The sequence below is a fragment of the Streptomyces sp. NBC_01723 genome, assembly GCF_036246005.1.
GTDB lineage: Bacteria > Actinomycetota > Actinomycetes > Streptomycetales > Streptomycetaceae > Streptomyces.
The window spans coordinates 3,182,661-3,207,325 of record NZ_CP109171.1; the positions used below are offsets into that span (position 1 = coordinate 3,182,661).

Sequence of the window (24,665 nt, forward strand, 5' to 3'; positions counted from 1 at the left end):
GTCAGCGCGCTCCGGCGGCGTCGGCGGTCCCGGTGTCGGCCTGGACGGCCGGACGCCGCGAGGCGATGACCTTCCTGGCCAGCGACTTGGGGCTGGTCAAAAAGCCCCACCCCCACGACATGTGCATGGTCGCCAGCGCCACCGGGATCCGGGCCCGCGCCTTCAGCCCCAGCCCCTTGCCCGCCGGGACCGAGCCCGCGGCGATCGCGGCCAGGTAGGCGCCCGGCACGACGAAGCCCCAAGGGGTCAGCGCGGCGCCCACCACGACACCGGCCGCGATGGCGCACACGGCGGTCGGCGGGGCGAGGTAGCGCAGGTTGATGGAGCCGGAGTGGTAGCGGGCGACGACGTGCCGCCAGCGGCCGTAGTCCTTGTACTGCTTGGCCAGAGCGCGCACGCTCGGCCGGGGGCGGTAGGAGACCCGCAGCTCGGGCGAGAACCAGATCAGGCCGCCGGCCTCGCGGATGCGGAAGTTCAGCTCCCAGTCCTGGGCGCGGATGAACTCCTCGTTGTACCCGCCCTGCCGCTCCAGCGCCTCGCGGCGGAAGACGCCCAGGTACACGGTCTCGGCGGGGGCGGCCTCGCCGCCGGTGTGGAAGGCGGCGTTGCCCACGCCGATCTTCGACGTCATCGCGGCGGCGACGGCGTCCTCCCAGGCGTTCTCGCCCTCGGCGTGCATGATGCCGCCGACGTTGTGCGCGCCGGTCTCCTCCAGCAGCCGTACGGCCGTGGCGATGTAGCCGGGCGACAGGATGCCGTGGCCGTCGACGCGGACGACGACGGGATGGCGGGAGGCCTTGATGGCGGCGTTCAGCGCGGCGGGCGTACGGCCGGTGGGATTCGGCACGGTGTGCACGCGCGGATCCTCGGCGACGAGTGCGGCGGCGATCTCGTCCGTACGGTCCGTCGAGGGACCGAGGGCGATCACGACCTCCATCTCGCCGGCGTACTCCTGGGCGAGGATGGCGCGGACGGCGCCGCGCAGGTGCCGCTCCTCGTTGAGGACGGGCATGATCACGGAAACGGCGGGCGGCCGCACGTCGGACTTGGCGTTCATCGGTGCTCACGTTACCGCGAACGGGGGACACGGGTGCGCGCCGCGGGGGTCACAGCCGCGAGCAGCAGATCGTATGGGCCTACGGTGCTCACGGATCCCACGTCCGGCCTCACGGTCCGCAGCCAAGGGCCCGTCCTCGCGGAGGTGTCACCTTGCCCACGCCGCCCCGCTCCCCCCGGGTCCCGGCCTCGTCCCCCCGGGGCGGTCCTCCGCCGCAGCGCCGCGGCCCCCGCCCCTCCGGGCGCCCGCCGAGGCCCCCCGTAAGGCGGAAGAGGCCGCGCTGGGCCATGCGGGCGGTGACCGCGCTGTCGGTGGTGGTGCTCGCCTCCGCGGGCATCGGTCACATGGTGCTCTCGGGGCTGGACGCGGACATCTCGCGCGTCGACCCCTTCAAGGACATGAAGAACCGCCCGAAGGCGGGCGACGGCATGAACGTGCTGATGGTCGGCACCGACGGCCGGGACCGGATCAGCGAGGCGGAGCGGCGCAGGTACAGACTGGGCGGCGCCCCCTGCCACTGCACCGACACCGTCATGATCGTGCACATCTCGGAGGACCGGGAGCGGGCGAGCGTAGTGAGCCTGCCGCGCGACTCGTACGCCGAGACGCCCGGCCACACCGACCGCACCACCGGGGAGCAGCACAAGGGGCACCCGCTGAAGCTGAACGCGGCGTACGCCGAGGGCGGCCCGCAGCTGACCATCCGCACCGTGGAGAACATGACCCACGTGAAGATCGACCACTATCTGGAGGTCGACTTCACCAGCTTCATGAAGACCGTGGACGTCCTCGGCGGTGTGAAGATCTGCACCGTCCAGCCGCTGAAGGACAGCTACACCGGGCTCGACCTCGCGGCCGGCGACCACACCCTGATGGGCGGGCAGGCGCTCCAGTACGTCCGGGCCCGCCACCTCGACGGGGCCTCGGACCTGAGCCGGATGAAGCGCCAGCAGCGCTTCCTGGCCGCCCTGATCGACCGGGCGACGTCCTCGGGCATCCTGCTGAACCCGCTCAAGTTCCGTGACGTCACCCGGGCCGTGCTGGGGTCGGTGCGGGCCGACAAGGGCTTCGGCACCGACGAGCTGCTGGCGCTGGGGCGGGCGATGCGGAACTTCTCGCCGTCCTCCTCCGAGTTCACCACCGTGCCCATCGGGAGGATGGGGTACGCCGTGAAGGGCGTCGGTTCGACGCTGAAGTGGGACCCGGTGAAGTCCGAGCGGATCTTCGACGCCCTGCGCGAGGACAAGCCGCTGGCGGCACCCCGGCCGAAGCCCACGGGTCCGGCGCCGGTGCGGGTTCCGGTGGACCCGAAGCAGATCCGGGTCCAGGTGGAGAACGGCACCCGCACCGCGGGCCTGGGAAGGCGGGTGGACGACGCGCTGGCCGCGACCGGGTTCCGCACCACCCGGGCGCCGCGGAACGCCACCGACCGCGCCGTCGAGCGCACCGTGGTCGCCTACGACCCCCGCTGGGACCAGTCGGCGAAGTCGCTGGCCGCCGCCCTGCCCGGCAGCGAGCTGCGGCCCGTCAAGGGGCAGGGGGCGCTGCTGAAGGTGATCGCGGGCTCCGACTTCCGGCAGGCCGTCAAGGTGCGGCCGGCCGATCCGCCGCAGGAGTCGGGCACGGTGGTGCGGGGCGACGAGGTGGTCTGCGGCCAGGAGTGAGGGGCCCGGCCGCCCGGCCCCGGCTCAGTTGCCGGAGACGGTGACCTTCTCGTCGTTCTTCAGCTCCTGGACGAGCTGCTTCACCTTGGCGTCGTCCCACTTGAGGTTCCCGCCGACGCTGCCGGAGATCGGCATGTTCATCGAGGTGCCCTCGCCGCCGCTGACGCTCTTCATCGCCCAGAACATGCTCGCCAGGTCGAAGAGGCCCATGTCCTTGTCGACGATGAGGGAGTCCAGGCCGGCGCCCATCGTCGGGTACAGCTTGAACGGGTTGAGGATCGTCGAGGGGGTGGCCACCTGGCTCGCCAGCGCCGACAGGAACTTCTGCTGGTTCTTCGTGCGGTCCAGGTCGGAGCCGGCCAGCGCGTACCGGGTGCGGACGAAGGCGAGGGCCTCCTCGCCGTTCAGGGTCTGCTTGCCCTTCTTGAGGTCGGCGCCGGACTTCTTGTCCTTGATGTCCTGCGGGATGTCCATCTCGACGCCGCCGACCGCGTCCACGATGTTCGCGAAGCCGGCGAAGCCGATCTCCACGTAGTGGTCCAGGCGCAGCCCGGTGTTGTGCTCGACGGTGCGCACCAGCAGCTCGGGGCCGTCCTCGGCGTACGCGGCGTTCAGCTTCGTGTGCCGGCCGGTGCCCGGGTACGTCTTGCCGGAGTCGGAGCCGACGAAGGAGGGGATCTCCACATCCGAGTCGCGGGGCAGCGAGATGAGCGTCGACCCGTTGTCCCCGGTGTGCAGGATCATCATGGAGTCGGTGCGCTTGCCCTCGGCGGAGCCGGTGTGCAGGTCCTTCTTCTGGTCGTCGGTCATGCCCTCGCGGCTGTCGGAGCCGACGATCAGGTAGTTCGTGCCCTCGCCGGCCCCGGGCCGCTCGATGACCTTGGACAGGTCGACCTCGCGGTTGAGCTTGGAGTCGGCCCAGAAGTAGGTGCCGACGGTGGTGACGACCAGTGCGGTCACGACGGTGATCGCGGTCCACTTGATCCGTCTGCGCCAGTCCGGGGCGGGCCGTCCGGCCCCGCCGCGGTCCTGTCCCGGCCCGTGGCCGCCGGGGCTGCCGTAGACCTGGCCGGTGTTGTAACCGCTGTCGTAGCCGTCGCCGCCGTGCCCCTGGCCGTCGACGTAGGACGGCTGCTGCGGCACCCCGCCGCCGTACGGCGGGGCCGACGGGCCCGGGCCGGGCGGCGGGGCCGCGCCGCGGCGGACCTGGCGCATCACGCGTGCGCTCTCGGGCTGTGCGCTGCCGCTGCCACGTCCGTACCGGCCGCGGTTGTCACCGGACCATCCCTCGGGCCAATCATTCATGCGCACCAGTGTGCAGGTACCCGCTGTGGGCCATACAAGGGTCGTCGGAAAATAGGGTCAGCGCTGTTGCGAAGCTGACACAAAAATACGCCGGTGTCGCCGCGGCATAAGGTGGAGGCCATGACAGACCAGGCAGAACAGGCCTCGGCCGCGCGGTCCGCGCCACCGGAGATCCCGGGCAAGCCGACCTCGGCCTCCCGCACCACCCTGAGCCACATCATGACGCACGGCGACACCAACCTTCTGGGCACCGTGCACGGCGGCGTGATCATGAAACTGGTCGACGACGCGGCCGGCGCCGTGGCGGGACGGCACTCCGGCGGGCCGGCGGTCACCGCGTCCATGGACGAGATGGCGTTCCTCGAACCGGTCCGCGTCGGCGACCTCGTCCATGTGAAGGCCCAGGTCAACTGGACCGGCCGCAGCTCCATGGAGGTCGGCGTCCGGGTCATGGCGGAACGCTGGAACGAGTCGGCCCCGGCCACCCAGGTCGGCTCGGCGTACCTGGTCTTCGCCGCCGTCGACGCGGACGGCAAGCCGCGCACGGTCCCGCCGGTGCTGCCGGAGACGGAGAAGGACAAGCGGCGCTACCAGGAGGCCCAGATCCGCCGCACCCACCGCCTGGCCCGCCGCCGCGCCATCATGGAGCTGCGGGAGCGGCGGGTGGCGGAGGGGTACCAGGACTGAGCCCCCGGGCGCGCGCCCGTCCGTTACGGCAGGTTGCGCGCCATGACGATGCGCTGGACCTGGTTGGTGCCCTCGTAGATCTGCGTGATCTTGGCGTCGCGCATCATGCGCTCCACCGGGTAGTCACGGGTGTAGCCGTAGCCGCCGAGGAGCTGGACGGCGTCGGTGGTGACCTCCATCGCGACGTCGGAGGCGAAGCACTTGGCCGCGGCCCCCTGGAAGGTCAGGTCGCTGTCACCGCGCTCCGACTTCGCGGCGGCGGCGTACGTCAGCTGCCGGGCGGCCTCGATCTTCATGGCCATGTCGGCGAGCATGAACTGGATGCCCTGGAAGTCGGCGATCGGCTTGCCGAACTGCTTGCGCTCCTTGACGTAGCCCTTGGCGTAGTCGAGGGCGCCCTGGGCGATGCCGAGGGCCTGGGCGGCGATGGTGATGCGGGTGTGGTCCAGCGTCTTCATCGCGGTGGCGAAGCCGGTGCCCTCCTCGCCGATCATGCGGTCGGCGGGGATGCGGACGTTGTCGAGGTACACCTCGCGCGTGGGCGAGCCCTTGATGCCGAGCTTCTTCTCCGGGGCGCCGAAGGAGACGCCCTCGTCGGACTTCTCGACGACGAAGGCGGAGATGCCCTTGGAGCGCTTGGTGGGGTCGGTGACCGCCATGACCGTGTAGTACTCGGACTCGCCGGCGTTGGTGATCCAGCGCTTGACGCCGTTGAGGATCCAGTGGTCGCCGTCGCGGACGGCCTTGGTCTTCATGCCGGCCGCGTCCGAGCCCGCGTCGGGCTCGGAGAGGCAGTAGGAGAACATGCCCTCGCCCTGGGCGAGCGGGGTCATGTACTTCTTCTTCAGCTCCTCGGAGCCGGAGAGTATGACCGGCAGGGAGCCCAGCTTGTTCACCGCCGGGATGAGGGAGGAGCTGGCGCAGACGCGGGCGACCTCCTCGATCACGATCACCGTGGCGAGCGCGTCGGCGCCCGCGCCGCCGTACTCCTCGGGGACGTGCACCGCGTGCAGGTCGTTCGCGGTCAGGGCGGTGAGGGCCTCGCGCGGGAAGCGGGCCTCCTCGTCCACCGCCGCGGCGTGCGGCGCGATCTTCGCCTCGGCCAGCGCACGGACGGCGTCGCGGAGCATGTCGTGCTCCTCGGACGGGCGGTACAGGTCGAAGTCAGCCGATCCGGCCAAGGTGTCTCACGCTCCAAAACGCTGTGATGCTGGGCACGCTAACTACCGTTAAGTAACCCAAATTTTAGAGCCCTGGCCGGGGTCATGGATAGGTGAGCTTGGCGACAGCCGACCGACGAGGCCGCCCCGCACCCCCGTTATGCTCGGGCGCGCACCCCGCCGTACACCTCTGGAGCACCCATGGCCCTCAAGATCACCGTGATCGGTACCGGCTATCTCGGCGCGACCCACGCGGCGGCGATGGCCGAGCTCGGTTTCGAGGTGCTGGGCCTGGACGTGGTGCCCGAGAAGATCGAGATGCTCAAGCGGGGCCAGGTGCCCATGTACGAGCCCGGTCTGGAGGAGTTGCTGCGCAAGCACGTCGCCGGGATCGAGGGCGCCACCGGGCGGCTGCGCTTCACCACCGACTTCGCGGAGGTCGCGGCCTTCGGCGACGTGCACTTCCTGTGCGTGAACACGCCGCAGAAGCACGGCGAGTACGCCTGCGACATGTCGTACGTCGACTCGGCGATCGCCTCGCTCGCGCCCCATCTGACGGGCCCGGCGCTGGTCGTCGGGAAGTCGACGGTGCCCGTGGGCTCCGCCGACCGGCTGGCCGCCTACCTCGCCGAGCACGCGCCGGCCGGCGGGGACGCCGAACTGGCCTGGAACCCGGAGTTCCTGCGCGAGGGCTTCGCCGTCCAGGACACGCTGCGTCCCGACCGGCTCGTGGTCGGTGTCCGCAGTGAGCGGGCGGAGAAGCTGCTGCGCGAGGTGTACGCCACACCGATCGCCGAGGGATCGCCCTTCGTCGTCACGGACTTCCCGACCGCCGAGCTGGTGAAGACCTCCGCGAACTCCTTCCTGGCCACCAAGATCTCCTTCATCAACGCGATGGCGGAGGTGTGCGAGGCGGCCGACGGCGACGTCGCCAAGCTGGCCGAGGCGATCGGGTACGACGACCGGATCGGCCGGAAGTTCCTGCGGGCCGGCATCGGCTTCGGCGGCGGCTGTCTGCCCAAGGACATCCGGGCGTTCATGGCGCGCGCCGGTGAGCTGGGCGCGGACCAGGCGCTCACCTTCCTGCGCGAGATCGACTCGATCAACATGCGCCAGCGTGGCCAGATGGTGGAGCTGACCCGGCAGGCGCTGGGCGGCGGCCCGTTCCTCGGCAAGCGGATCGCGGTGCTCGGCGCCACCTTCAAGCCCGACTCGGACGACGTGCGGGACTCCCCCGCGCTGAACGTCGCCGGGCAGGTCCACCTCCAGGGCGCCCAGGTGACGGTGTACGACCCCAAGGGCATGGCGAACGCGCGGCGGCTCTTCCCGACCCTCGGGTACGCCGACTCCGCGCTGGAGGCGGTGCGGGGTGCCGACGTGGTGCTGCACCTGACGGAGTGGCGGGAGTTCCGCGAGCTGGACCCCGGGACGCTGGGCGAGGCCGCGGCGGCCCGGGTGATCCTGGACGGGCGCAACGCGCTGGACCCGCAGATCTGGCGCAAGGCCGGCTGGACCTACCGGGCGATGGGCCGCCCCACGGCCTGACCCACCTCTGGTGCGGGGCGGCGCCGGTTCGGCCGAGGCTCAGTCGGCCGAACCGGCGCCGTCCGCATTCTGCCCCATCGCGCGGCCCGGGGGCCGGTGAACCCCGTGTGGTTCACGCCTCCTTGGCCCGGTACCTGCGCATCTTGGCGCGCGCCCCGCACACCTGCATCGAGCACCAGCGGCCGCGTCCGGCCGGGCTGCGGTCGTAGTACGCCCAGAGGCAGTCGACGGCCTCGCAGGCCTTCAGCCGGCTCCAGGTGCCGGCGACCAGCGCCTCGGCGACGGCGGCGGCGACGCGTGCGGCCAGCAGGCCCTCCCGGGCCGGGGCGAGGGCGGCGGAGCCGTCGGCGTCGTCGACCGTCACCACCAGCGGAGCCGCGGCCAGCAGCTCGCCCAGCGGGGTCACCGCGCGGTGCGGCGGATGACCGGCGTGGGCCAGCAGCGTCACGCGCAGGGACTCGCGCAGTTCGCGGGCGTCGGCTACGGCGTCCTCCGCCAGGCCGAACCGCGCCCGGTTCTCCGGCGTGTCCAGCGAGTCGGCGCCCGTCTCGACGTCCAGCGTGTTCACCAGGGCCCGGACCAGCTCCAGACCTCCCGGCGCGGGCGATCTCACACTCATGCTTGCGACGTTACCGCCAATGCGGGAGCATGAGGTAACCGTTACCGGTTACCCGGCTTATGCAGGTAACCGCCGCAGCGACCACCGCGGACCTCAAGGAGGAAGTCATGGCTGTCGCCGAACTGGGCGTCGTCGTCCTGGACTGTCCCGACCCGCACGCACTGGCCCGCTTCTACGCCGGCGTGCTCGGCGGAACCGTCGAGGACAAGAGCGACGACCACGACGAGTGGGTCGACCTGAACCTGCCCGGCGGACAGACGCTGGCCTTCCAGGGCTCCCCCGGCTACGTGCCGCCGCAGTGGCCCGGGCCCGACGGCGCCCAGCAGTTCCACCTCGACCTCGACGTGAAGGACCTCGACGCGGCCGAGAAGGCCGTGCTGGAGCTGGGCGCGCGCCCGCTGGACGCGGAGGACCGCGCCCGTACCTTCCGGGTCTACGCCGACCCGGCCGGGCACCCGTTCTGCCTCTGCGCCTGCTGAGCAAGGAACCCACCGAACCGGGAGGCCCCCGCATGGCCACGACACCCGTCGCACGCTTCCGCTCCGTCGTCGTCGACTGCCCCGAGCCGCGTGAGCTGGCCCGGTTCTACGCAGAGGTCGGCGGCGGGACGCCCGACGAGGAGGACCCGGACTGGGTGGTGCTCCACGTGCCCGGCGGTCCGCGGCTGTCCTTCCAGCGGGCCCCGGGCCTCACCCCTCCGGAGTGGCCGCGCTCCGACCGCAACGCCCAGCAGTTCCACCTCGACTTCATCGGCGGGTCGACCTGGGCCGAGATGGACGCGGCACACGAGCGGGTGCTCGCCCTGGGTGCCCGGCCGCTGGACCTGGAGGACCGGGAGACGAAGGGCTTCATGGTGTACGCCGACCCGGCCGGGCACCCCTTCTGCCTGTGCCGGATCGAGCACCCCTGACCGGCCCGGCGCTCAGCCGTCCAGTTCGGCGATCGTCGCCGTCGACGGCTCCCGGCGCTGCTGCACCGCACGGGCGGTGAAGGCCGCGCCGCGCAGTACGCGCTGGACGTTGCCCCAGGTCAGCAGGGCCACGTCCGCCTCGTCCCAGCCACGGCGCAGCAGCTCGGCGATGAGCCGCGGGTAGCAGGAGGCGTCGCCCAGCTCCAGCGGGTGGGCGGCGCCCGAGTCGTAGGTGCCGGACAGGCCGACGCTCTCCGGCCCGGCCACCGTGCGGACGTGGTCGAGATGGTCGGCGACGTCGCGGACGGTCGGGCCGGTCTGCTCGGCGGTCAGCGGCACCATGCACAGCCCCCCGGCCGCGCCCAGCTCGACCAGCAGGTCGTCGGGCAGGTTGGCGGGGTGCGGGCGCAGGGCGCGGGCGGCGGAGCGGGTGCACACGGCCGGCGCCTTGGAGACGGCGAAGGTGCGGCGGATGGTCTCGGCGGAGGCGCCGGAGAGGTCGGCGAGCACGCCGAGCCGGTTCATCTCCCGGACGACCTCCTCGCCGAACCGGGTCAGCCCCGCCTCGCTCGCCCAGGTCACCCCGGACAGCGTCAGCACGCGCAGGCCGAGGGCGTGCAGCGACCGCAGGATGCCGAGGCAGTCGCCGAGGGCGGGGGCGCCCGCGGGACCCGGCACCACGGCGACCCGGCCGCAGTTGCGGGCGTCGATGGCCTGCCCGGCGTCGTAGGCCAGGCGCAGCCCCTCGGGGTGGGCCCGCACGACCATCTTGACCAGGTCCAGCTGCTCCAGCGTGGCGCCGACCGCGCGGTCCCCGTCGATGGATTCCGGCAGATGCAGCGACCACAGCAGCGCGCCCACGTGGCCCTCGCGCAGCCGCGGCACATCGGTGTCGACGGCGCTCTCCCCCAGCTCCAGGTCGTACCAGGGCAGGTGCTTGAGCGCCCAGGGCAGCCCGCTGTAGCCGTCGGCGACGGGGTGGGTGGCCAGGACGGCGTGCGCCCGGGTCAGCGGCTCGTCGTCGGGGTCGGACACGGGCGTGTAGGGCTCCGGCGGGAAGGCCTGCGCGGCGAGCGGCTCGGACAGGTCGCCGAGCCCGCCGGCCTCGGTACCGGTGTGCAGGTCGTCCTGGAGGTCTGCCATGACGCGCTCCGTACGCTCGTTCGTGAGGTACGGCCACCGTCGCACGGAGCGGAAAGGGCTTCCTGGTGGGTGGGGCGTTCGGGGGTACGCGGCTCAGCCCCCGGCCGCGTCGATCACCTCGTCCAGGGTGTCCCGGGAGCGGAGCAGGTCGGCGATGGTCCGGTCGATGCGGGCGCGCTCGGCGGTGAGGTCGGCGACCAGCTTCGGCGTCGCCACGGCCGAGGGGCCGCCGTCGCCGTCGCGCATGCACGGCAGCAACTGCGCGATCTTGCTGCTGCACAGCCCGGCCGCGTACAGCTCCTGGATGCGGACGACCCGGTCGACGGCCGCCTCCGCGTAGTCGCGGTGCCCGCCGGGCGTACGCCCGGCCGCGAGCAGCCCCTGCGTCTCGTAGTAGCGCAGCGAGCGCTCGCTGACGCCCGTACGCCGGGCCAGTTCGCCGATCCGCATCCGCCGTACCTCCCGCTCCGGGCTTGATTCTGACACCGGTGTCAAGTTTTAGCGTACGGGCATGACGAACACAACAGACCTCTTCGCATCCGCCCCGCTCGGCCCGCTCACGCTGCCCAACCGCCTCGTGATGGCCCCCCTCACCCGGAACCGGGCGGAGGCCGACGGCACGCCGACCCCGCTCATGGCGACCTACTACGCCCAGCGCGCGACCGCCGGGCTGATCGTCGCCGAGGCCGCGACGCCGAACGCGGCCGGGCAGACGTACCCGAACATCACCGCCGTGCACAGCGCCCGGCACGTGGCGGGCTGGCGGCTGGTCACCGACGCCGTGCGGGAGGCGGGGGGCCGGATGTTCCTCCAGCTCCAGCACGGCGGCCGGGTCGGCCATCCGGCCACCAGCGGCCTGACGCCGGTCGCGCCCTCGCCCGTGCCGCTGCCCGAGACGGTCTTCACGCCCGACGGACACCGGCCGGCCGTCGTCCCCAGGGAGATGACCACCGAGGACATCCGGACCACCGTCGCCGACTTCGCGCGGGCCGCCCGCAACGCGCTGGACGCCGGTTTCGAGGGGGTGGAGGTGCACTCCGCCAACGGTCACCTGCTGCACCAGTTCCTGGCCGCCAACACCAACCTGCGCACCGACGGCCACGGCGGCTCCGTCGCCGCGCGGATCCGGTTCACGGCCGAGGTGGTGGAGGCGGTGGCCGCCGAGATCGGCGCCGAGCGGGTCGGCCTGCGCGTCTCCCCCGGCAACACCGTCAACGGCATCGCGGAGGGCGAGACCGACGCGCTGTATCCGGCCCTCCTGGAGCGTCTCGGCGGGCTGGGTCTCGCCTATCTGCACCTCGTGCACGCCGACCCGGACGCCCCGCTGTTCGGCAGGCTCCGCGCCGGGTGGCCCGGGGTGCTGATCGCCAACCCGGTCCTGCCCGAATCCCCCGCCACGGAGGCCGTACGGCAGGCCTCCGCCCGGCTGCTGGCCGCCGGGGCCGACCTGATCGCGCTCGGCCGGCCCTTCCTCGCCAACCCGGACCTGGTGGCGAGGCTGCGGCTGGGCGCGCCGCTGAACCCCGTACGGGGCCGGTACCTGATGTACGTGGGCGGGGCGACCGGATACACCGACTACCCCGCCCTCGGAGAGGTGACGGCTCAGCCGTCGAGTTCCTCCAGCGACGCGTTGGACGGCTCCCCGGTGGCCTGAAGCCCCCGGGCCACGTCCTCGGCGTCGCCCAGCACCCGGACCGCGTTCTTCCAGGTCACCTTGGACAGGTCGGCCTTGGACCAGCCGCGGTCGAGCAGTTCGGCGATGAGGTTCGGGTAGCCCGCGACGTCGCCGAGGCCCTCCGGGGTGAAGGGCGTGCCGTCGTAGTCGCCGCCGATGCCGAGGTGGTCGACGCCGGCGACCTCGCGCATGTGGTCGAGGTGGTCGGCGACCGTGGAGACCGTCGCGACGGGACGCGGGACGCGCTCCTCGAAGGCGGCGTGCACCTTCATCGCCTCGGGGCTGGAGTCGAGGTGGTGGAAGCCGTGCGCGCGCATGTTCTCGTCGGCCTCGGCGGTCCAGTCCACGGCCGCCTGGAGCACGAACTTCGGCACGAACGTCACCATCGCCATGCCGCCGTTGGCGGGCAGCCGCTCCAGGACGTCGTCCGGGATGTTGCGCGGGTGGTCGCAGACGGCGCGGGACGAGGAGTGCGAGAAGATCACCGGCGCGGTCGAGGCGTCCAGCGCGTCGCGCATCGTCGTCGCCGCGACGTGCGAGAGGTCGACCAGCATGCCCTCGCGGTTCATCTCCCGCACGACCTCGCGGCCGAAGGCCGACAGGCCGCCGACGCCGGGCTCGTCGGTCGCCGAGTCCGCCCACGCGACGTTGTCGTTGTGGGTGAGCGTCATGTAACGCACCCCGAGCGCGTACAGGGCGCGCAGGGTGGCCAGCGAATTGTCGATGGAGTGGCCGCCCTCGGCGCCCATCAGCGAGGCGATCCGGCCCTCGGCGCGGGCCGCCTCCATGTCGGCGGCGGTGAGCGCCGCCCGCAGGTCCTCGGGGTGGCGGTCGATCAGCCGTCGTACGCAGTCGATCTGCTCCAGCGTCGCCGTCACCGCGCCCGGCAGGTCGGAGCGGACGTACACCGACCAGTACTGCGCGCCGACGCCGCCGGCCCGCAGCCGGGCCAGGTCGGTGTGCAGGTGGGCGGACTGGTCGGAGGCGATGTCGCGGGCGTCGAGGTCGTAGCGGACCTGCTCGCGCAGCGCCCAGGGCAGGTCGTTGTGCCCGTCGACGACGGGGAACTCGCGCAGCAGTTCCCGGGCCTGGTCCGGCGAGGTCATCCGCGTCCCTTCGGTCACTGTCCGTCCGTCACTTTCCGAATCCGAAGCCGGCCGCGGCGCCCTCGACCTTGCTGCGCAGCCGCTTGCCCTTCTCGGTGGCCTGGTCGTTCAGTTCCTGCTGGAACTCGCGCATGCGGCCCTGCAGTTCCTCGTCGTGCGCGGCGAGGATGCGGGCGGCCAGCAGACCGGCGTTGCGGGCGCCGCCCACGGAGACGGTGGCGACGGGGACGCCGGCCGGCATCTGCACGATGGACAGGAGGCTGTCCATGCCGTCCAGGTACTTCAGCGGCACCGGGACGCCGATGACCGGCAGCGGGGTGACGGAGGCGAGCATGCCGGGCAGGTGGGCGGCGCCCCCGGCTCCGGCGATGATCGCCTTGAGTCCGCGGCCGGCGGCCTGCTCGCCGTACGCGATCATCTCGTGCGGCATGCGGTGCGCCGAGACGACGTCGACCTCGTAGGCGATCTCGAACTCGTCGAGGGCCTTCGCGGCGGCCTCCATGACGGGCCAGTCGGAGTCCGACCCCATGACGATGCCGACAACTGGGCTCATTCGGTGATCGTCCCTCTCAGGTAGCCGGCAGCGTGACGGGCGCGCTCCAGCACGTCGTCGAGGTCGTCGCCGTAGGTGTTCACGTGGCCGACCTTGCGGCCGGGCTTCACGTCCTTGCCGTACATGTGGATCTTCAGCTGGGGGTCGCGGGCCATGCAGTGCAGGTACGCGGAGTACATGTCCGGGTAGTCGCCGCCGAGGACGTTGACCATCACGGTCCACTTCGCGCGCGGGCGCGGGTCGCCGAGGGGGAGGTCGAGGACGGCGCGGACGTGGTTGGCGAACTGCGAGGTGATCGCGCCGTCCATCGTCCAGTGGCCGGAGTTGTGCGGGCGCATCGCCAGCTCGTTGACGAGGACGCGGCCGTCGCGGGTCTGGAACAGCTCGACGGCGAGGTGGCCGACGACGCCGAGTTCCTTGGCGATGCTGAGCGCCATCTCCTCGGCGTGCAGGGCCAGGGCCTCGTCGAGGTCGGGGGCGGGCGCGATCACCGTGTCGCAGACGCCCTTGACCTGCTGGGACTCGACGACCGGATAGGCCACCGCCTGGCCGTGCGGGGAGCGGACCACGTTGGCGGCCAGCTCGCGGACGAAGTCGACCTTCTCCTCCGCCAGCACCGGCACACCGGCGCGGAAGGGGTCGGCGGCCTCCTCGACGGAGTCCACGACCCACACACCCTTGCCGTCGTATCCGCCGCGCACCGTTTTGAGGACGACGGGGAAGCCGTCGCCCTCCGCCGCGAAGGCGGCCACGTCGTCCGGATCGCGCACGATCCGGTGCCGCGGGCAGGGCACGCCGATCGCGTCGAGCCTCGCGCGCATCACGCCCTTGTCCTGGGCGTGCACGAGCGCGTCGGGGCCCGGACGGACGGGGATGCCGTCCGCCTCCAGGGCCCTGAGGTGCTCGGTCGGCACGTGCTCGTGATCGAAGGTGATCACGTCACAGCCGCGCGCGAACTCGCGCAGCGTGTCCAGATCGCGATAGTCGCCGATGACGACTTCGTTCACGACCTGCGCCGCAGAGTCCTGAGGTGTGTCACTGAGAAGCTTGAACCTGATGCCCAACGGGATGCCCGCCTCGTGTGTCATACGAGCGAGCTGGCCACCGCCGACCATGCCGACTACGGGGAACGTCACGCCCCTAGCGTATCGGCCGCGCGGAGCCCACCTGTTTACCGGCCGTTTCCCGCCCCTCCGGCCGCCCGTTCCGGACCCCCGCCCGCCTCTCGGCAGGAAGATCGCGCGTCCGGGTGGTTAGCATGAACAGATTGACGCCAACCGAAGGACGGGGGCCTGCACGACCATGGAACATGGTTCCTCGGGTGCTCACATGGCTCCCCCCGCTCCTCTCGCGCCCCGCGGCGCGCTGCGGGAGCGGATCGACCGGCTGGTGCGTGAGGTCGTGAAGTTCGGCGCGGTGGGCGGCGCGGGAGTGCTGGTCAACCTCCTCGTCTTCAACTTCGTGCGGCACGTGTCCGACCTCCAGGTGGTGCGGGCCAGCATCGTGGCGACGATCGCCGCGATCGTCTTCAACTACGTGGGCTTCCGCTACTTCACCTACCGCGACCGCGACAAGGGCCACCGGACCCGCGAGATGTCGCTGTTCCTGCTGTTCAGCGCGGTGGGACTGGTCATCGAGAACGGTGTGCTCTACACGGCGACGTACGGCTTCGGCTGGGACAGCCCGCTGCAGAGCAACATCTTCAAGTTCCTCGGCATCGGGCTCGGCACGCTCTTCCGCTTCTGGTCGTACCGCACCTGGGTCTTCCGCACGCTGCCCGCCCGTCCGCCGGTGACCCGCGCGGACACCTTCCGGGGGCCCGGGCACCCGGCCCCGGTGCCCACCTCCGACGGCACCCCCGCGGCCCACCGCTGAGCGCCGGCTAGCGCACCGTGGCGCCCGCGTCCCCGGACGACTTCTTCGGGGGCGGGGTGCGGGACAGGAACAGTCCGAAGACCGGGGGGCGCCCCTGGAGCAGTTCCAGGCGGCCGCCGTCCGCCTCGGCCAGGTCGCGGGCGACGGCGAGACCGATGCCCGTCGAGTTCCGGCCGCTGATCGCGCGCTCGAAGATCCGCGCCCCCAGGTCGCCCGGGACGCCGGGGCCCTCGTCGGTGACCTCCACGACCGCCTGGTTGCCGGTCACCCGGGTCCGCAGGGCCACCGTGCCGCCGCCGTGCATCAGGGAGTTCTCGATCAGCGCGGCCAGCACCTGCGCCACGGCGCCCGGCGTGCCCACGGCCGTCAGGTGCCGCTTGCCCGAGCTGACGATCGCCCGGCCCTCGCTGCGGTAGGCGGGACGCCACTCGGCGATCTGCTGCTGGATGACGTCGTCCAGCTCGAAGGTGACGGCGGAGCCGCTGCGCGGGTCGCGCGAGTTGGTCAGCAGCCGGTCCACGACATCCGTCAGCCGCTCCACCTGCGACAGCGCGATCGTCGCCTCCTCCTTCACCGTCTCCGGCTCGTCGGTGAGGGTGATCTCCTCCAGCCGCATGGACAGCGCGGTCAGCGGCGTACGCAGTTGGTGGGAGGCGTCGGCGGCCAGGCGGCGCTCGGCGGTGAGCATCCGGGCGATGCGCTCGGCGGAGGAGTCCAGCACGTCCGCGACCCGGTCCAGCTCGGGGACGCCGTACCGCTTGTGCCGCGGGCGCGGATCGCCGGAGCCGAGGCGCTCGGCGGTCTCGGCGAGGTCGGTGAGCGGGGAGGCGAGGCGGTTGGCCTGCCGGATCGCCAGCAGGACGGCGGCGACCACGGCGAGCAGCGCCACCAGGCCGATGATCAGCAGGGTGCGGCCGACCTCCCGGGTCACCGAGGAACTGGGCTCCTCGACCAGGACGGTCTCGCCCTCCTCACCGGTGGCCGTGCCCCTCAGCACCTCACCCGTCGGCTTGCTGCCGACCTCGATGACCGGTTCGCCCGGGATGCGGATCACGGCGTACCGCGCGTCCCGGATCTGCTCCCGCAGGAACCGCGCGTCGACGGAACCGGTGCCGATCAGCCGGCTGTCCACGATGCTGGCCAGCCGCACCGCCTCCAGGTCGACGCGTTCCTGCGCGGTGCTGCTGATCGTCCGGGTCTCCACGATCACGAGGGAGACGCCGAAGACGGCGATCACGACGAGCACCACGGCGAGCGTGGACTGGATCAGTCGGCGGCGCATGTCCTCTTACCCGGGCAGGCCCTGCGGGGGCTCAGTTCTTCTCGAAACGGAAACCCACACCGCGCACGGTGGCGATGTAACGGGGGTTCGCCGCGTCGTCGCCCAGCTTCTTACGCAGCCAGGAGATGTGCATGTCCAGGGTCTTGGTCGACGACCACCAGGTGGTGTCCCAGACCTCGCGCATCAGCTGGTCGCGGGTGACGACCCGGCCGGCGTCGCGCACCAGCACCCGCAGCAGGTCGAACTCCTTGGCGGTGAGCTGGAGCTCCTCCTCGCCCATCCAGGCCCGGTGCGACTCGACGTCGATCCGCACGCCGTGCGTGGCGGGCGGCTGCGGGGGCTCGACGGCGCCGCGCCGCAGCAGGGCCCGGACCCGGGCGAGCAGCTCGGCGAGGCGGAAGGGCTTGGTGACGTAGTCGTCGGCGCCCGCGTCCAGGCCGACCACGGTGTCCACCTCGTCGGCGCGCGCGGTCAGGATCAGGATCGGTACGGCGTGGCCCTCCGAGCGCAGCCGCCGGGCGACCTCCAGGCCGTCCATGCCCGGCAGGCCCAGGTCCAGCACGACCAGGTCGACGCCGCCCTGGAGCCCGGCGTCGAGTGCGGTGGGTCCGTCCTCACGCACCTCGACCTCGTACCCTTCCCGGCGCAGGGCGCGGGCCAGCGGCTCCGAGATGGACGCGTCGTCCTCGGCGAGCAGTACACGGGTCATGAGCTGATGGTAGACCGCTCGGAGCAACGCCCGGGGCGTGATCGCCGCCCGGGACTCTTACCCAGGGACAAGCCGGACACCCCGGTGCGCGGCGGCTCCACGCACCCCCGGCTCCGCCCTGCGGCTGCGGGGTGCCATCCTGGAATGGACCTTCGAATGATCGTTCGCGGTTCCGGAATCACCTGTGATCCGTGTCTCAAGTCCTTCCATACCGGGCGGTGTCCTGCCGTATGGTGAATCAGCGCCTGTAGCACCCAGGGGACCTTTGGCGACAGTTCGACGCTGAAGGTCTCTTTTGTGTGCGGGCCGGCCCCAGGGGCCGGCCTCGAAAGGAATGACCTGTGGCCGGGCCTCGAAGCGTGCGGTGACGCGCGGGGAGGCGTGGATCCCGGTGGCCGCCGTCCACCGCTCCGTGATCCGGAGCGGAATCCCTCAGGCGTGGGGTGGGCGAGTGAAGGCCGCCGGTGCCGGCCGCCCCCCACCGGGCGCGCATCGCCTCATGAGCGCGTCCCGACCAGCAAGGATCGACCATGGCGTCCAGCCTGACGAAGGACTCGGTCACACCGGGCACCCCCGGCTCCGAGAAGACCTTCTTCGGCCACCCCCGCGGACTGGCCACACTCTTCATGACCGAGATGTGGGAGCGTTTCTCCTACTACGGCATGAGGGCTCTGCTCCCGCTGTACCTCGTCGCCCCGGGTGGCCTCGGCCTCGGCGCCGGCACCGCGACCGCGATCTACTCGGTGTACCTCTCCCTGGTGTACCTGCTGACCATGCCCGGCGGCTGGTTCGGCGACCGCGTCTGGGGTCCCCGCAAGACCGTCGCCGTCGCCGGCGGCGTGATCATGCTCGGCCACCTCACCCTGGCGCTGCCGTCCTCCGGCACGTTCTACGCGGGCCTCGGCCTGGTCGCCATAGGCTCGGGTTTGCTGAAGGCCAACATCTCGACGATGGTCGGCCAGCTCTACGACGGCCCCGACGACCCGCGCCGCGACGGTGGCTTCACCGTCTTCTACATGGGCATCAACCTCGGTGCCTTCGCGGCGCCGCTGGTCATCGGCACCATCGGCGAGAACGTCAACTGGCACCTGGGCTTCGCGCTCGCCGCGGTCGGCATGGGCCTGGGCGTGATCCAGTTCCTGCTCGGCAGCCGCCACCTGGCGCCCCACTCCAGCGTGGTCCCCAAGCCGCTGTCGGCCGAGGAGAAGGCCTCGACGCTGCGCAAGGCCGCGTTCTGGGCCGCGCTCGCCGTCGTGTTCTACGCGATCGTCGGCTTCTCCGGCGCCTACACCCTGAACTGGATCCTGGTCCCGCTGACCCTGCTCGGCGTGATCATCCCGGTGCTGGTGCTGACCAACATCAAGCGCGACAAGTCCCTGGACCGTGCCGAGCAGTCCAAGATGTCGGCGTACATCTGGTTCTTCGTCGCCGCGGCCGTGTTCTGGATGATCTACGACCAGGGCGGCTCGACGCTGTCGCTGTTCGCCGACTCCTCGGCCGAGAACAGCGTCCTCGGCTGGGACTTCCCGGTCTCCTGGTACCAGTCGGTCAACCCGGTCATCATCATGGCCCTGGCCCCGGTCTTCGCCATGCTGTGGCTGGCGCTCGCCCGCCGCGGCAAGGAGCCGAGCACCATCGTGAAGTTCTCGTTCGGCCTGGTCCTGGTCGGCGCGTCCTTCTTCCTCTTCCTGGCCCCGCTGGCCATCGCGGACGGCGGACACAAGGCGGCGGCCCTGTGGCTGGTGGCGATCTACTTCGTCCAGACCTGCGGTGAGCTGCTGCTCTCCCCGGTCGGCCTGTCGGTCACCACGAAGATGGCGCCCGTGAAGTACGCCTCGCAGATGATGGGCGTCTGGTTCCTGGCCGTCACCGCCGGTGACGCCACGACCGGCCTGCTCTCCATCGCGGGCGTCGACCTGAACAAGACGGGCATCGTGGCCGCGGAGGCGACCCTCGCGGTCGTCGCCGGCCTGGCGATCTGGATGTACCGCAAGCGCGTCAAGGAGCTCATGGGCGACGTGCGCTGAGGCTCGCCGGCCCAGGCACTCCTCGGAAGGGTCACCGCGTCCCGGGTGGACGCGGTGACCCTTCCGGCTTTCCCGCGCACGTCAGTGCTCGTCCGGCTCCCGGACGCGTTCCGCGTCGCTGTACTCCTGGTGCCAGTACGGGTACGGCAGCCGGGGGGCACTGACCTCGTCGAGGGCGGCGCGCTCCTCGGGGGTCAGCGACCAGGCCGTCGCGGCCAGGTTGTCGGTGAGCTGACGTTCGTTGCGGGCACCGATGACCACCGAGGTGACTCCCTTCGCCTCCAGCGCCCAGCGCAGCGCCACCTGGGCCGGACTCACCTCCCGCTCCTGTGCGATCTTGCGCAGTACGTCGATGGTGTCGAAGGTGCGCTCGGGGTCCACGGGCTCGAACCAGCCCACCGCCCGCCGCGTTCCCGCGGGCGGCGTCGCGCCGCGCTCCTGGTGGCCGCTGAGCAGCCCCCCGGCGAGCGGGCTCCACACCATGACGCCCACGCCTTCGGCCTCGGCCATGGGCAGCAGTTCCCACTCGACCTCGCGGGCGGCCAGGCTGTACTGGATCTGGTGCGAGGCGAATCGCTCGAGGCCGGACCGCTCGCTGGTGGCGAGGGCGCGGGTGAGCTGCCAGGACGTCAGGTTGGACGCGCCGACGTAGCGGACCTTGCCCGCCCGGACGAGGTCGTCCAGGGCCCGCAGGGTCTCCTCCCACGGGGTGCGGCCGTCCCAGCCGTGCGTCTGGTAGAGGTCGATGTAGTCGGTGCCCAGTCGGCGCAGACTGGCCTCCACCGAGCGCACGATGTGGTGACGGGAGAGTCCTCGGTCGTTCGGACCACCGCCGCCGTCGGGCATCTGCCAGCGCACCTTCGTCGCGATGATCACGTCGTCGCGACGGGTGCCGAGGGCGGCGCCGAGGACTTCCTCGGACTGTCCGGCGGAGTACATGTCGGCGGTGTCGAAGAAGTTGACGCCCGCGTCCATGCTCGTGTGGACCAGTTGCCGGGCCTCGATGGTGTTGAGCCGGCCCATGTGCTGGAATCCGTGGCGTCCGCCGAACGTCATGGTGCCGAGGCAGATCTCGGAGACCTGGAGGCCGGTGCGGCCCAGGTAGCGCATGCGCATGTGAATCGTTCCCCTCAGAGTCTCGGTGCGTTCCTCGGTCCCTAGCGCGCCTCGACGGAGACCTTGTCGCCGGGCGCCGGGGACTCGGCCGCCGGGGTCTCGGCCGCCGGGGTCTCGGCCGCCGGGGTCCGGTCGGGCCGAAGGAAGGCCATGGCGGCGAGGCCGGCGAGGAGCAGCGCGCCGGCGGCGACCAGCAGCCCTTCCTGTACGCCGTTGAGGACGGCGGCGGAGCCGCTGCCGCCCGCGGAGTCGATGCCGGCCGCGGCGACGGTGGCGAGGACCGGGGTGCCGACGGTGACGCCGAGCTGCTGACCCGTGTACGCGAGGCCGGTGGCCAGGCCCTGCTCGTGGTCCGGCAGGCCCGAGGTAGCGGTGATCATGTAGCCGACGACCGCGAGGAGGTGGCCGAATCCGCCGGTGGCGGTGGCGATGAGGAGCAGCGGCATGCTGCCGGCGGCGTCGAGGAAGTAGAGCGCGGCGGTGCTCGCCGCCTGCAGCAGCAGACCGTAGACGAGGGCCCGGTGGACGCCGATCGCGCCGATGATGCGGGCGGCGAAGGCACCGCCGACGACGGCGGCGACGCCGAGGGAGGCGAAGGTGAAGCCGGCGTTGAGCGGGCTCATGCCGCGCACCTGCTGCAAGTACAGGGTCAGCAGGAACACCATGCCGGTCATCATCGCGAACGTGACCAGGCCGGTGGCGTTGCCCCAGCTCACGGTGCGGCGGCGCAGCACCTTCAGGTCGACGAGGGGCGCGGCGACCCGCGACTCGACGGCGAAGAAGGCGATGAGGAGCACGAGCCCGGCGGCCAGGGAGAGCAGGGTGGTGGTGGAGCTCCAGCCGTTGCGCTCGGCCGAGGTGATACCGAAGATCACCGAGAGGAGGCCGCCGGTGACGGTGACGGCACCGAGGAGGTCCAGCTTCGGGGTCTGCTCGTTGCGGCTCTCCTTGATGAGGATCGGGGCGGCGATGGCGGCGACGACGCCGACGGGGACGCTGATGAAGAGCGTCACGCGCCAGCTGGTGAAGTCGGTGATGACCCCGCCGAGGACCACGCCGGACAGGAAGCCGAGCGAGAGCAGGGCGCCGTTGATGCCGAGCGCGCGGTCGCGCTGCGAGCCCTCGGCGAAGCTGGTGGTGAGCAGGGACATCGCCGCCGGGGTGAGCATGGCGGCCGCGACGCCCTGGGCGGCGCGGGCCGCGAGCAGGAAGCCGGGGGTGGGGGCGAGGCCGCCGGCGAGGGAGGCGACCGTGAAGAGGACCATGCCCACGATGAACCAGTTGCGCCGGCCGTAGAGGTCGGCGGCCCGGCCGAAGAGCAGCAGCAGGCCGCCGGACGGCAGGGCGAACGCGGTGACCACCCACTGCAGGTCGCTCAGCTTGAAGCCGAGGTCCTCACCGAGGACGGGGAGCGCGACGCTGAGGATGGAGAAGTCGAGGGCGAGCATGAACTGCGTACCGCACAGCAGGGCGATGATGAGCCACTGGCGTGTGGTGAACGGCACTTTGCCGGTCTGCTGAGTGACGGAGTCGGAAGTCATGGCAGAAGGCTGGCAATTATCGCCATGCGGTGGGGAGCCCGAATCTATCCTGGGTCCATGACCACCACGAACCTCAACGCAGTACGGGAGCCCCGTCGACGCGAGGAACTCAGGCACTTCCTGCGCGCGCGCCGGGAACGGCTCAGGCCCGAGGACGTGGGGTTTCCGCCGGGCGCGCGTCGGCGCACGCCGGGGCTGCGCCGGGAGGAGGTCGCGATGCTGGCGGGCATCGGCGCCTCCTGGTACACGTGGCTCGAACAGGGCCGGGACATCAAGGTGTCGGACCAGGTCGTGGACGCGATCAGCCGGGCGCTGCTGCTGGACGCCGTCGAACGGGACCATCTGTACCGGCTGGTGGGGATGAACCCGCCGCAGCGCGCGGCCGACGACTGCGCGGACACCGGGCAGTTGACGACCCTCGTGGAGGGCTGGATGCCGAGCCCGGCGTACGTGATCGACCGGTGCTGGGACATCGTGGGGCTCAACCGTGCGGCCGGGATCGTCTTCGGGTTCGGCGAGCGGGACACCAACTGCCTGGTGTCCTTCTTCACCAATCCGGCGTTCCGGGCCCGCCACCGGTACTGGGCGGAGGTCGCTCCCGGCCTGGTCTCCGAGTTCCGCAGGGACGCCGCCCGTTACCCGGCGGAGCCTCGGTTCACCGCGATCTCGAGCCGGCTGACACAGGAGAGCGAGGAGTTCGCGGACCTGTGGTCGCGGTACGAGCTCACGGCGACGAACCAGGGCACGAAGGCGATCGAGCACCCGCGGGCGGGACTGCTGATCTTCGATCACTCGGTGCTCGAGATCCCGGACCGGCCCGGGATCCGGCTGATGCTGCACATGGCGCGGGCCGGTACGGAGACCCGCGAGAAGGTCGCCGAACTGCTGCGGCGGGACGAGCGGAAGGGCAGGATCTCGCTGGTCGACGCGGGCTGAGCGGCCCACGGATCCCGCTCGCCCCGGACCGGCAAGAGAACGACTGAAGCCCCGCACAAGACCAGGACAGGAAGTCAAGACAGACCTCAACTCAGTGGCAATGCTCTGATACATATGACTGCGGTCGGTTTCCCGTGAGCAGAGGACTTCCCGTGGTCAAGAAGAACAGACTCGTAACCGCCGCCGTGGGCGCCGCGGTGGCGCTCGGCGTCGGATTCGCCACCCAGCCCGTCGCCCAGGCCGACGCCACGGCCGAGGTCCCCCCGGTCAGCTCGGTCACCCTGACCGAGGGAGTCACCTCGGAGCCCTTCAAGATCAAGGCGCAGGACGACCGCAAGGTCCTCTACCGCAAGGCGGTCGTGCAGCCGGGCGCCTCCACGGGCTGGCACTACCACGTGGGCGAGGAGATCGCCGTCATCAACTCCGGTACGTTCACCCGGATCGACGGGGCGGACTGCTCGGTGGAGGAGTACGGCCCGGGCGAGTCGCTCGTGGAGCCCGTGGGCCCGAACACCGTGCACATGGGCATCAACAGGGGCACCGAGCCGGTCGAGTTGTACGTCGTCGACATCATCCCCACGACGGCGGCCTCGCCGAGCACGCCCGCCCCGGACCCGGGGTGCGACATCGACGCGGGAGCCCCGAAGAGCCCGAGAGCAGAGGCGAAGTAATGCGCCTGCCGTACCCGTTGGGCATCTCGGGCCCCACACTCTGGCTCCCGCGGGGCCGGCAGAGCGCGGCGGAGGCGGTCGCGCGTGAGCTGGTCGACGCCGAGACCGCCGGCGAACTCGGCTACGCCGGTCTGCCGGTGGCCGACCTGGCCGCACCGGAGATGGCGGTCGAGGCCGGCCGCGGGGCGCTCACCGCGGCCGGGGTCGGCCCCGGCGCCGTGGGCCTCCTGCTGCATGCCTGGATCCACTACCAGGGGCACGACCTGTGGTCCCCCGCGCACTTCGTCGCCGACCGGCTGGGCGCCGCCGGCGCCGTGCCGCTCGGCGTCCAGCAGGTGTGCAACGGCGGGGCGGCGGCCGTGGAAATGGCCGCCGCCCGGCTCCTCGTCGAACCCGGCCTCGGGCACGCCCTGATCACCACCGCCGACGCGTTCCTGGCGCCCGGCTTCGACCGCTGGAGCGGGGACTACGGCATCGGATACGGCGACGGGGCCACCGCCCTCGTCCTGCACCACCTGCCGGGGAGCGAGGGCGGCCGGCCGGCCGATCTGATCCTGCACTCGGTCGCCACGGTCGCCGCGCCCCGGCTGGAGCGCATGCACCGCGGCGACGACCCGTTCGGCCCGGCCGCCCGCTCGCTCGGGCCGACGGTGGACATCCGCCGGACGAAGAAGGCGTTCCTCCAGGCGGAGGGCATGGAGGCGTTCACCGGGACCAGCGCCGCGGCGCTGCGGTCGGCGGTGGAGTCGTGCCTCGCGGGTGCGGGGCTGTCCGCGACGGGCGACGCGCCGCTGCGTTACGTGGTGGCGCCGCGGCTCGGCCGCAAGACCATCGACCTGGCCTACGCGCCGGTGCTGACCAAGCTCACCGGGGCACCACTGCTGCGGCCCGGCGACGACACCGGACACCTGGGAGCCGGTGATGCCGCGGCCAGCCTGGCGGAGCTGTGCGCCGGCCGGATGCTGGGCCCCGGCGAGTACGCGCTGGTGGTGAGCGCGGGTGCCGGGTTCACCTGGTCGTGCCTGCTGGTCAGTGGGGCCTGAGCCCGACGGCCGTCCACGCAGGGCGCCCGGCCGGTCTCCCG

24 protein-coding genes are annotated in these 24,665 nt (G+C 71.8%); 11 read left to right on the forward strand and 13 right to left on the reverse strand.

Annotation, left to right across the window (positions count from 1 at the left end; genetic code table 11):
* Position 1 precedes the first annotated feature (1 nt).
* The gene (locus tag OIE75_RS14695) at positions 2-1,057 is read right to left on the reverse strand and encodes a glycosyltransferase family 2 protein (protein ID WP_307012688.1); all 1,056 of its coding nucleotides are present in this window, start codon (positions 1,055-1,057) and stop codon (positions 2-4) included.
* 152 nt (positions 1,058-1,209) lie between these two features.
* Here OIE75_RS14695 and OIE75_RS14700 point away from each other — a divergent pair, with 152 nt between their 5' ends.
* Positions 1,210-2,721 (forward strand): LCP family protein, encoded by a 1,512-nt coding sequence (locus OIE75_RS14700; RefSeq protein WP_443078359.1) that lies wholly within the window; start codon positions 1,210-1,212, stop codon positions 2,719-2,721.
* Between the two features lie 24 nt (positions 2,722-2,745).
* Here OIE75_RS14700 and OIE75_RS14705 read toward each other — a convergent pair whose 3' ends face one another.
* The gene (locus OIE75_RS14705; RefSeq protein WP_307012691.1) at positions 2,746-4,026 is read right to left on the reverse strand and encodes an LCP family protein; all 1,281 of its coding nucleotides are present in this window, start codon (positions 4,024-4,026) and stop codon (positions 2,746-2,748) included.
* Between the two features lie 120 nt (positions 4,027-4,146).
* Between OIE75_RS14705 and OIE75_RS14710 the strand changes: the two genes are divergently transcribed.
* Positions 4,147-4,713: an acyl-CoA thioesterase gene (locus tag OIE75_RS14710; RefSeq protein ID WP_307012693.1), complete on the forward strand. Its 567-nt coding sequence runs from the start codon at positions 4,147-4,149 to the stop codon at positions 4,711-4,713.
* Between the two features lie 23 nt (positions 4,714-4,736).
* Here OIE75_RS14710 and OIE75_RS14715 read toward each other — a convergent pair whose 3' ends face one another.
* Positions 4,737-5,894, reverse strand: a complete 1,158-nt coding sequence (locus tag OIE75_RS14715; protein WP_307012694.1) for an acyl-CoA dehydrogenase — start codon at positions 5,892-5,894, stop codon at positions 4,737-4,739.
* Between the two features lie 180 nt (positions 5,895-6,074).
* On the opposite strand from OIE75_RS14715, the gene OIE75_RS14720 reads away from it, so the two are divergent.
* The gene (locus OIE75_RS14720; protein WP_307012696.1) at positions 6,075-7,418 is read left to right on the forward strand and encodes a UDP-glucose dehydrogenase family protein; all 1,344 of its coding nucleotides are present in this window, start codon (positions 6,075-6,077) and stop codon (positions 7,416-7,418) included.
* Positions 7,419-7,530: 112 nt separating this feature from the next.
* On the opposite strand, the gene OIE75_RS14725 is transcribed toward OIE75_RS14720, so the two are convergent.
* Complete coding sequence (locus OIE75_RS14725) at positions 7,531-8,037, reverse strand: CGNR zinc finger domain-containing protein (protein ID WP_329471157.1); 507 nt, start codon at positions 8,035-8,037, stop codon at positions 7,531-7,533.
* Between the two features lie 107 nt (positions 8,038-8,144).
* Here OIE75_RS14725 and OIE75_RS14730 point away from each other — a divergent pair, with 107 nt between their 5' ends.
* Together OIE75_RS14730 and OIE75_RS14735 are read left to right on the forward strand one after the other, a co-directional pair.
* A complete protein-coding gene (locus tag OIE75_RS14730; RefSeq protein WP_329471158.1) occupies positions 8,145-8,516 on the forward strand; it encodes a VOC family protein in 372 nt (123 codons plus the stop codon).
* Positions 8,517-8,548: 32 nt separating this feature from the next.
* Positions 8,549-8,947: a VOC family protein gene (locus tag OIE75_RS14735; protein ID WP_329471159.1), complete on the forward strand. Its 399-nt coding sequence runs from the start codon at positions 8,549-8,551 to the stop codon at positions 8,945-8,947.
* A gap of 12 nt (positions 8,948-8,959) precedes the next feature.
* Here the strand turns inward: OIE75_RS14735 and OIE75_RS14740 are convergent, their stop codons facing one another.
* Together OIE75_RS14740 and OIE75_RS14745 are read right to left on the reverse strand one after the other, a co-directional pair.
* Positions 8,960-10,090: a dipeptidase gene (locus tag OIE75_RS14740; protein ID WP_329471160.1), complete on the reverse strand. Its 1,131-nt coding sequence runs from the start codon at positions 10,088-10,090 to the stop codon at positions 8,960-8,962.
* 93 nt (positions 10,091-10,183) lie between these two features.
* The gene (locus OIE75_RS14745; protein ID WP_307017939.1) at positions 10,184-10,540 is read right to left on the reverse strand and encodes a MerR family transcriptional regulator; all 357 of its coding nucleotides are present in this window, start codon (positions 10,538-10,540) and stop codon (positions 10,184-10,186) included.
* 61 nt (positions 10,541-10,601) lie between these two features.
* On the opposite strand from OIE75_RS14745, the gene OIE75_RS14750 reads away from it, so the two are divergent.
* Positions 10,602-11,744 carry an alkene reductase gene (locus tag OIE75_RS14750; RefSeq protein WP_329471161.1) on the forward strand — a complete coding sequence of 381 codons (1,143 nt, stop codon included), beginning with the start codon at positions 10,602-10,604 and terminating at the stop codon, positions 11,742-11,744.
* Here OIE75_RS14750 and OIE75_RS14755 read toward each other — a convergent pair.
* Genes OIE75_RS14755 through OIE75_RS14765 form a run of 3 tightly spaced genes read right to left on the reverse strand, consistent with a single transcriptional unit; the run spans position 11,693 to position 14,560 of the window.
* Positions 11,693-12,871 (reverse strand): dipeptidase, encoded by a 1,179-nt coding sequence (locus OIE75_RS14755; protein ID WP_329471162.1) that lies wholly within the window; start codon positions 12,869-12,871, stop codon positions 11,693-11,695. The genes OIE75_RS14750 and OIE75_RS14755 overlap by 52 nt on opposite strands.
* A 28-nt stretch (positions 12,872-12,899) precedes the next feature.
* Positions 12,900-13,424 (reverse strand): 5-(carboxyamino)imidazole ribonucleotide mutase, encoded by a 525-nt coding sequence (gene purE / locus OIE75_RS14760; RefSeq protein ID WP_122617052.1) that lies wholly within the window; start codon positions 13,422-13,424, stop codon positions 12,900-12,902.
* Complete coding sequence (locus OIE75_RS14765) at positions 13,421-14,560, reverse strand: 5-(carboxyamino)imidazole ribonucleotide synthase (RefSeq protein ID WP_307012706.1); 1,140 nt, start codon at positions 14,558-14,560, stop codon at positions 13,421-13,423. The genes purE and OIE75_RS14765 overlap by 4 nt, the downstream gene beginning before the upstream one ends.
* A 166-nt stretch (positions 14,561-14,726) precedes the next feature.
* Between OIE75_RS14765 and OIE75_RS14770 the strand changes: the two genes are divergently transcribed.
* Complete coding sequence (locus tag OIE75_RS14770) at positions 14,727-15,299, forward strand: GtrA family protein (RefSeq protein WP_329471163.1); 573 nt, start codon at positions 14,727-14,729, stop codon at positions 15,297-15,299.
* 7 nt (positions 15,300-15,306) lie between these two features.
* Here the strand turns inward: OIE75_RS14770 and draK are convergent, their stop codons facing one another.
* A complete protein-coding gene (draK, locus tag OIE75_RS14775; RefSeq protein WP_122617049.1) occupies positions 15,307-16,581 on the reverse strand; it encodes a two-component system sensor histidine kinase DraK in 1,275 nt (424 codons plus the stop codon).
* Between the two features lie 31 nt (positions 16,582-16,612).
* On the reverse strand, positions 16,613-17,290 hold the full coding sequence (locus tag OIE75_RS14780) for a response regulator transcription factor (RefSeq protein WP_052842140.1): 678 nt from the start codon (positions 17,288-17,290) through the stop codon (positions 16,613-16,615).
* A gap of 530 nt (positions 17,291-17,820) precedes the next feature.
* Here OIE75_RS14780 and OIE75_RS14785 point away from each other — a divergent pair.
* A complete protein-coding gene (locus OIE75_RS14785) occupies positions 17,821-19,317 on the forward strand; it encodes an oligopeptide:H+ symporter (RefSeq protein ID WP_329471164.1) in 1,497 nt (498 codons plus the stop codon).
* 81 nt (positions 19,318-19,398) lie between these two features.
* Here OIE75_RS14785 and OIE75_RS14790 read toward each other — a convergent pair whose 3' ends face one another.
* Positions 19,399-20,433 (reverse strand): aldo/keto reductase, encoded by a 1,035-nt coding sequence (locus OIE75_RS14790; RefSeq protein WP_329471165.1) that lies wholly within the window; start codon positions 20,431-20,433, stop codon positions 19,399-19,401.
* Positions 20,434-20,474: 41 nt separating this feature from the next.
* Complete coding sequence (locus tag OIE75_RS14795) at positions 20,475-21,974, reverse strand: MFS transporter (protein ID WP_329471166.1); 1,500 nt, start codon at positions 21,972-21,974, stop codon at positions 20,475-20,477.
* Between the two features lie 57 nt (positions 21,975-22,031).
* On the opposite strand from OIE75_RS14795, the gene OIE75_RS14800 reads away from it, so the two are divergent.
* The 3 genes from OIE75_RS14800 (at position 22,032) to OIE75_RS14810 (ending at position 24,624) form a co-directional block, all read left to right on the forward strand.
* Complete coding sequence (locus tag OIE75_RS14800; protein WP_329471167.1) at positions 22,032-22,910, forward strand: helix-turn-helix transcriptional regulator; 879 nt, start codon at positions 22,032-22,034, stop codon at positions 22,908-22,910.
* A 152-nt stretch (positions 22,911-23,062) separates the two neighbouring features.
* Positions 23,063-23,581 (forward strand): cupin domain-containing protein, encoded by a 519-nt coding sequence (locus OIE75_RS14805; protein ID WP_329471168.1) that lies wholly within the window; start codon positions 23,063-23,065, stop codon positions 23,579-23,581.
* A complete protein-coding gene (locus tag OIE75_RS14810; protein WP_329471169.1) occupies positions 23,581-24,624 on the forward strand; it encodes a 3-oxoacyl-ACP synthase in 1,044 nt (347 codons plus the stop codon). Before OIE75_RS14805 ends, OIE75_RS14810 begins: the two co-directional genes overlap by 1 nt.
* The last annotated feature ends 41 nt before the right edge of the window (positions 24,625-24,665 follow it).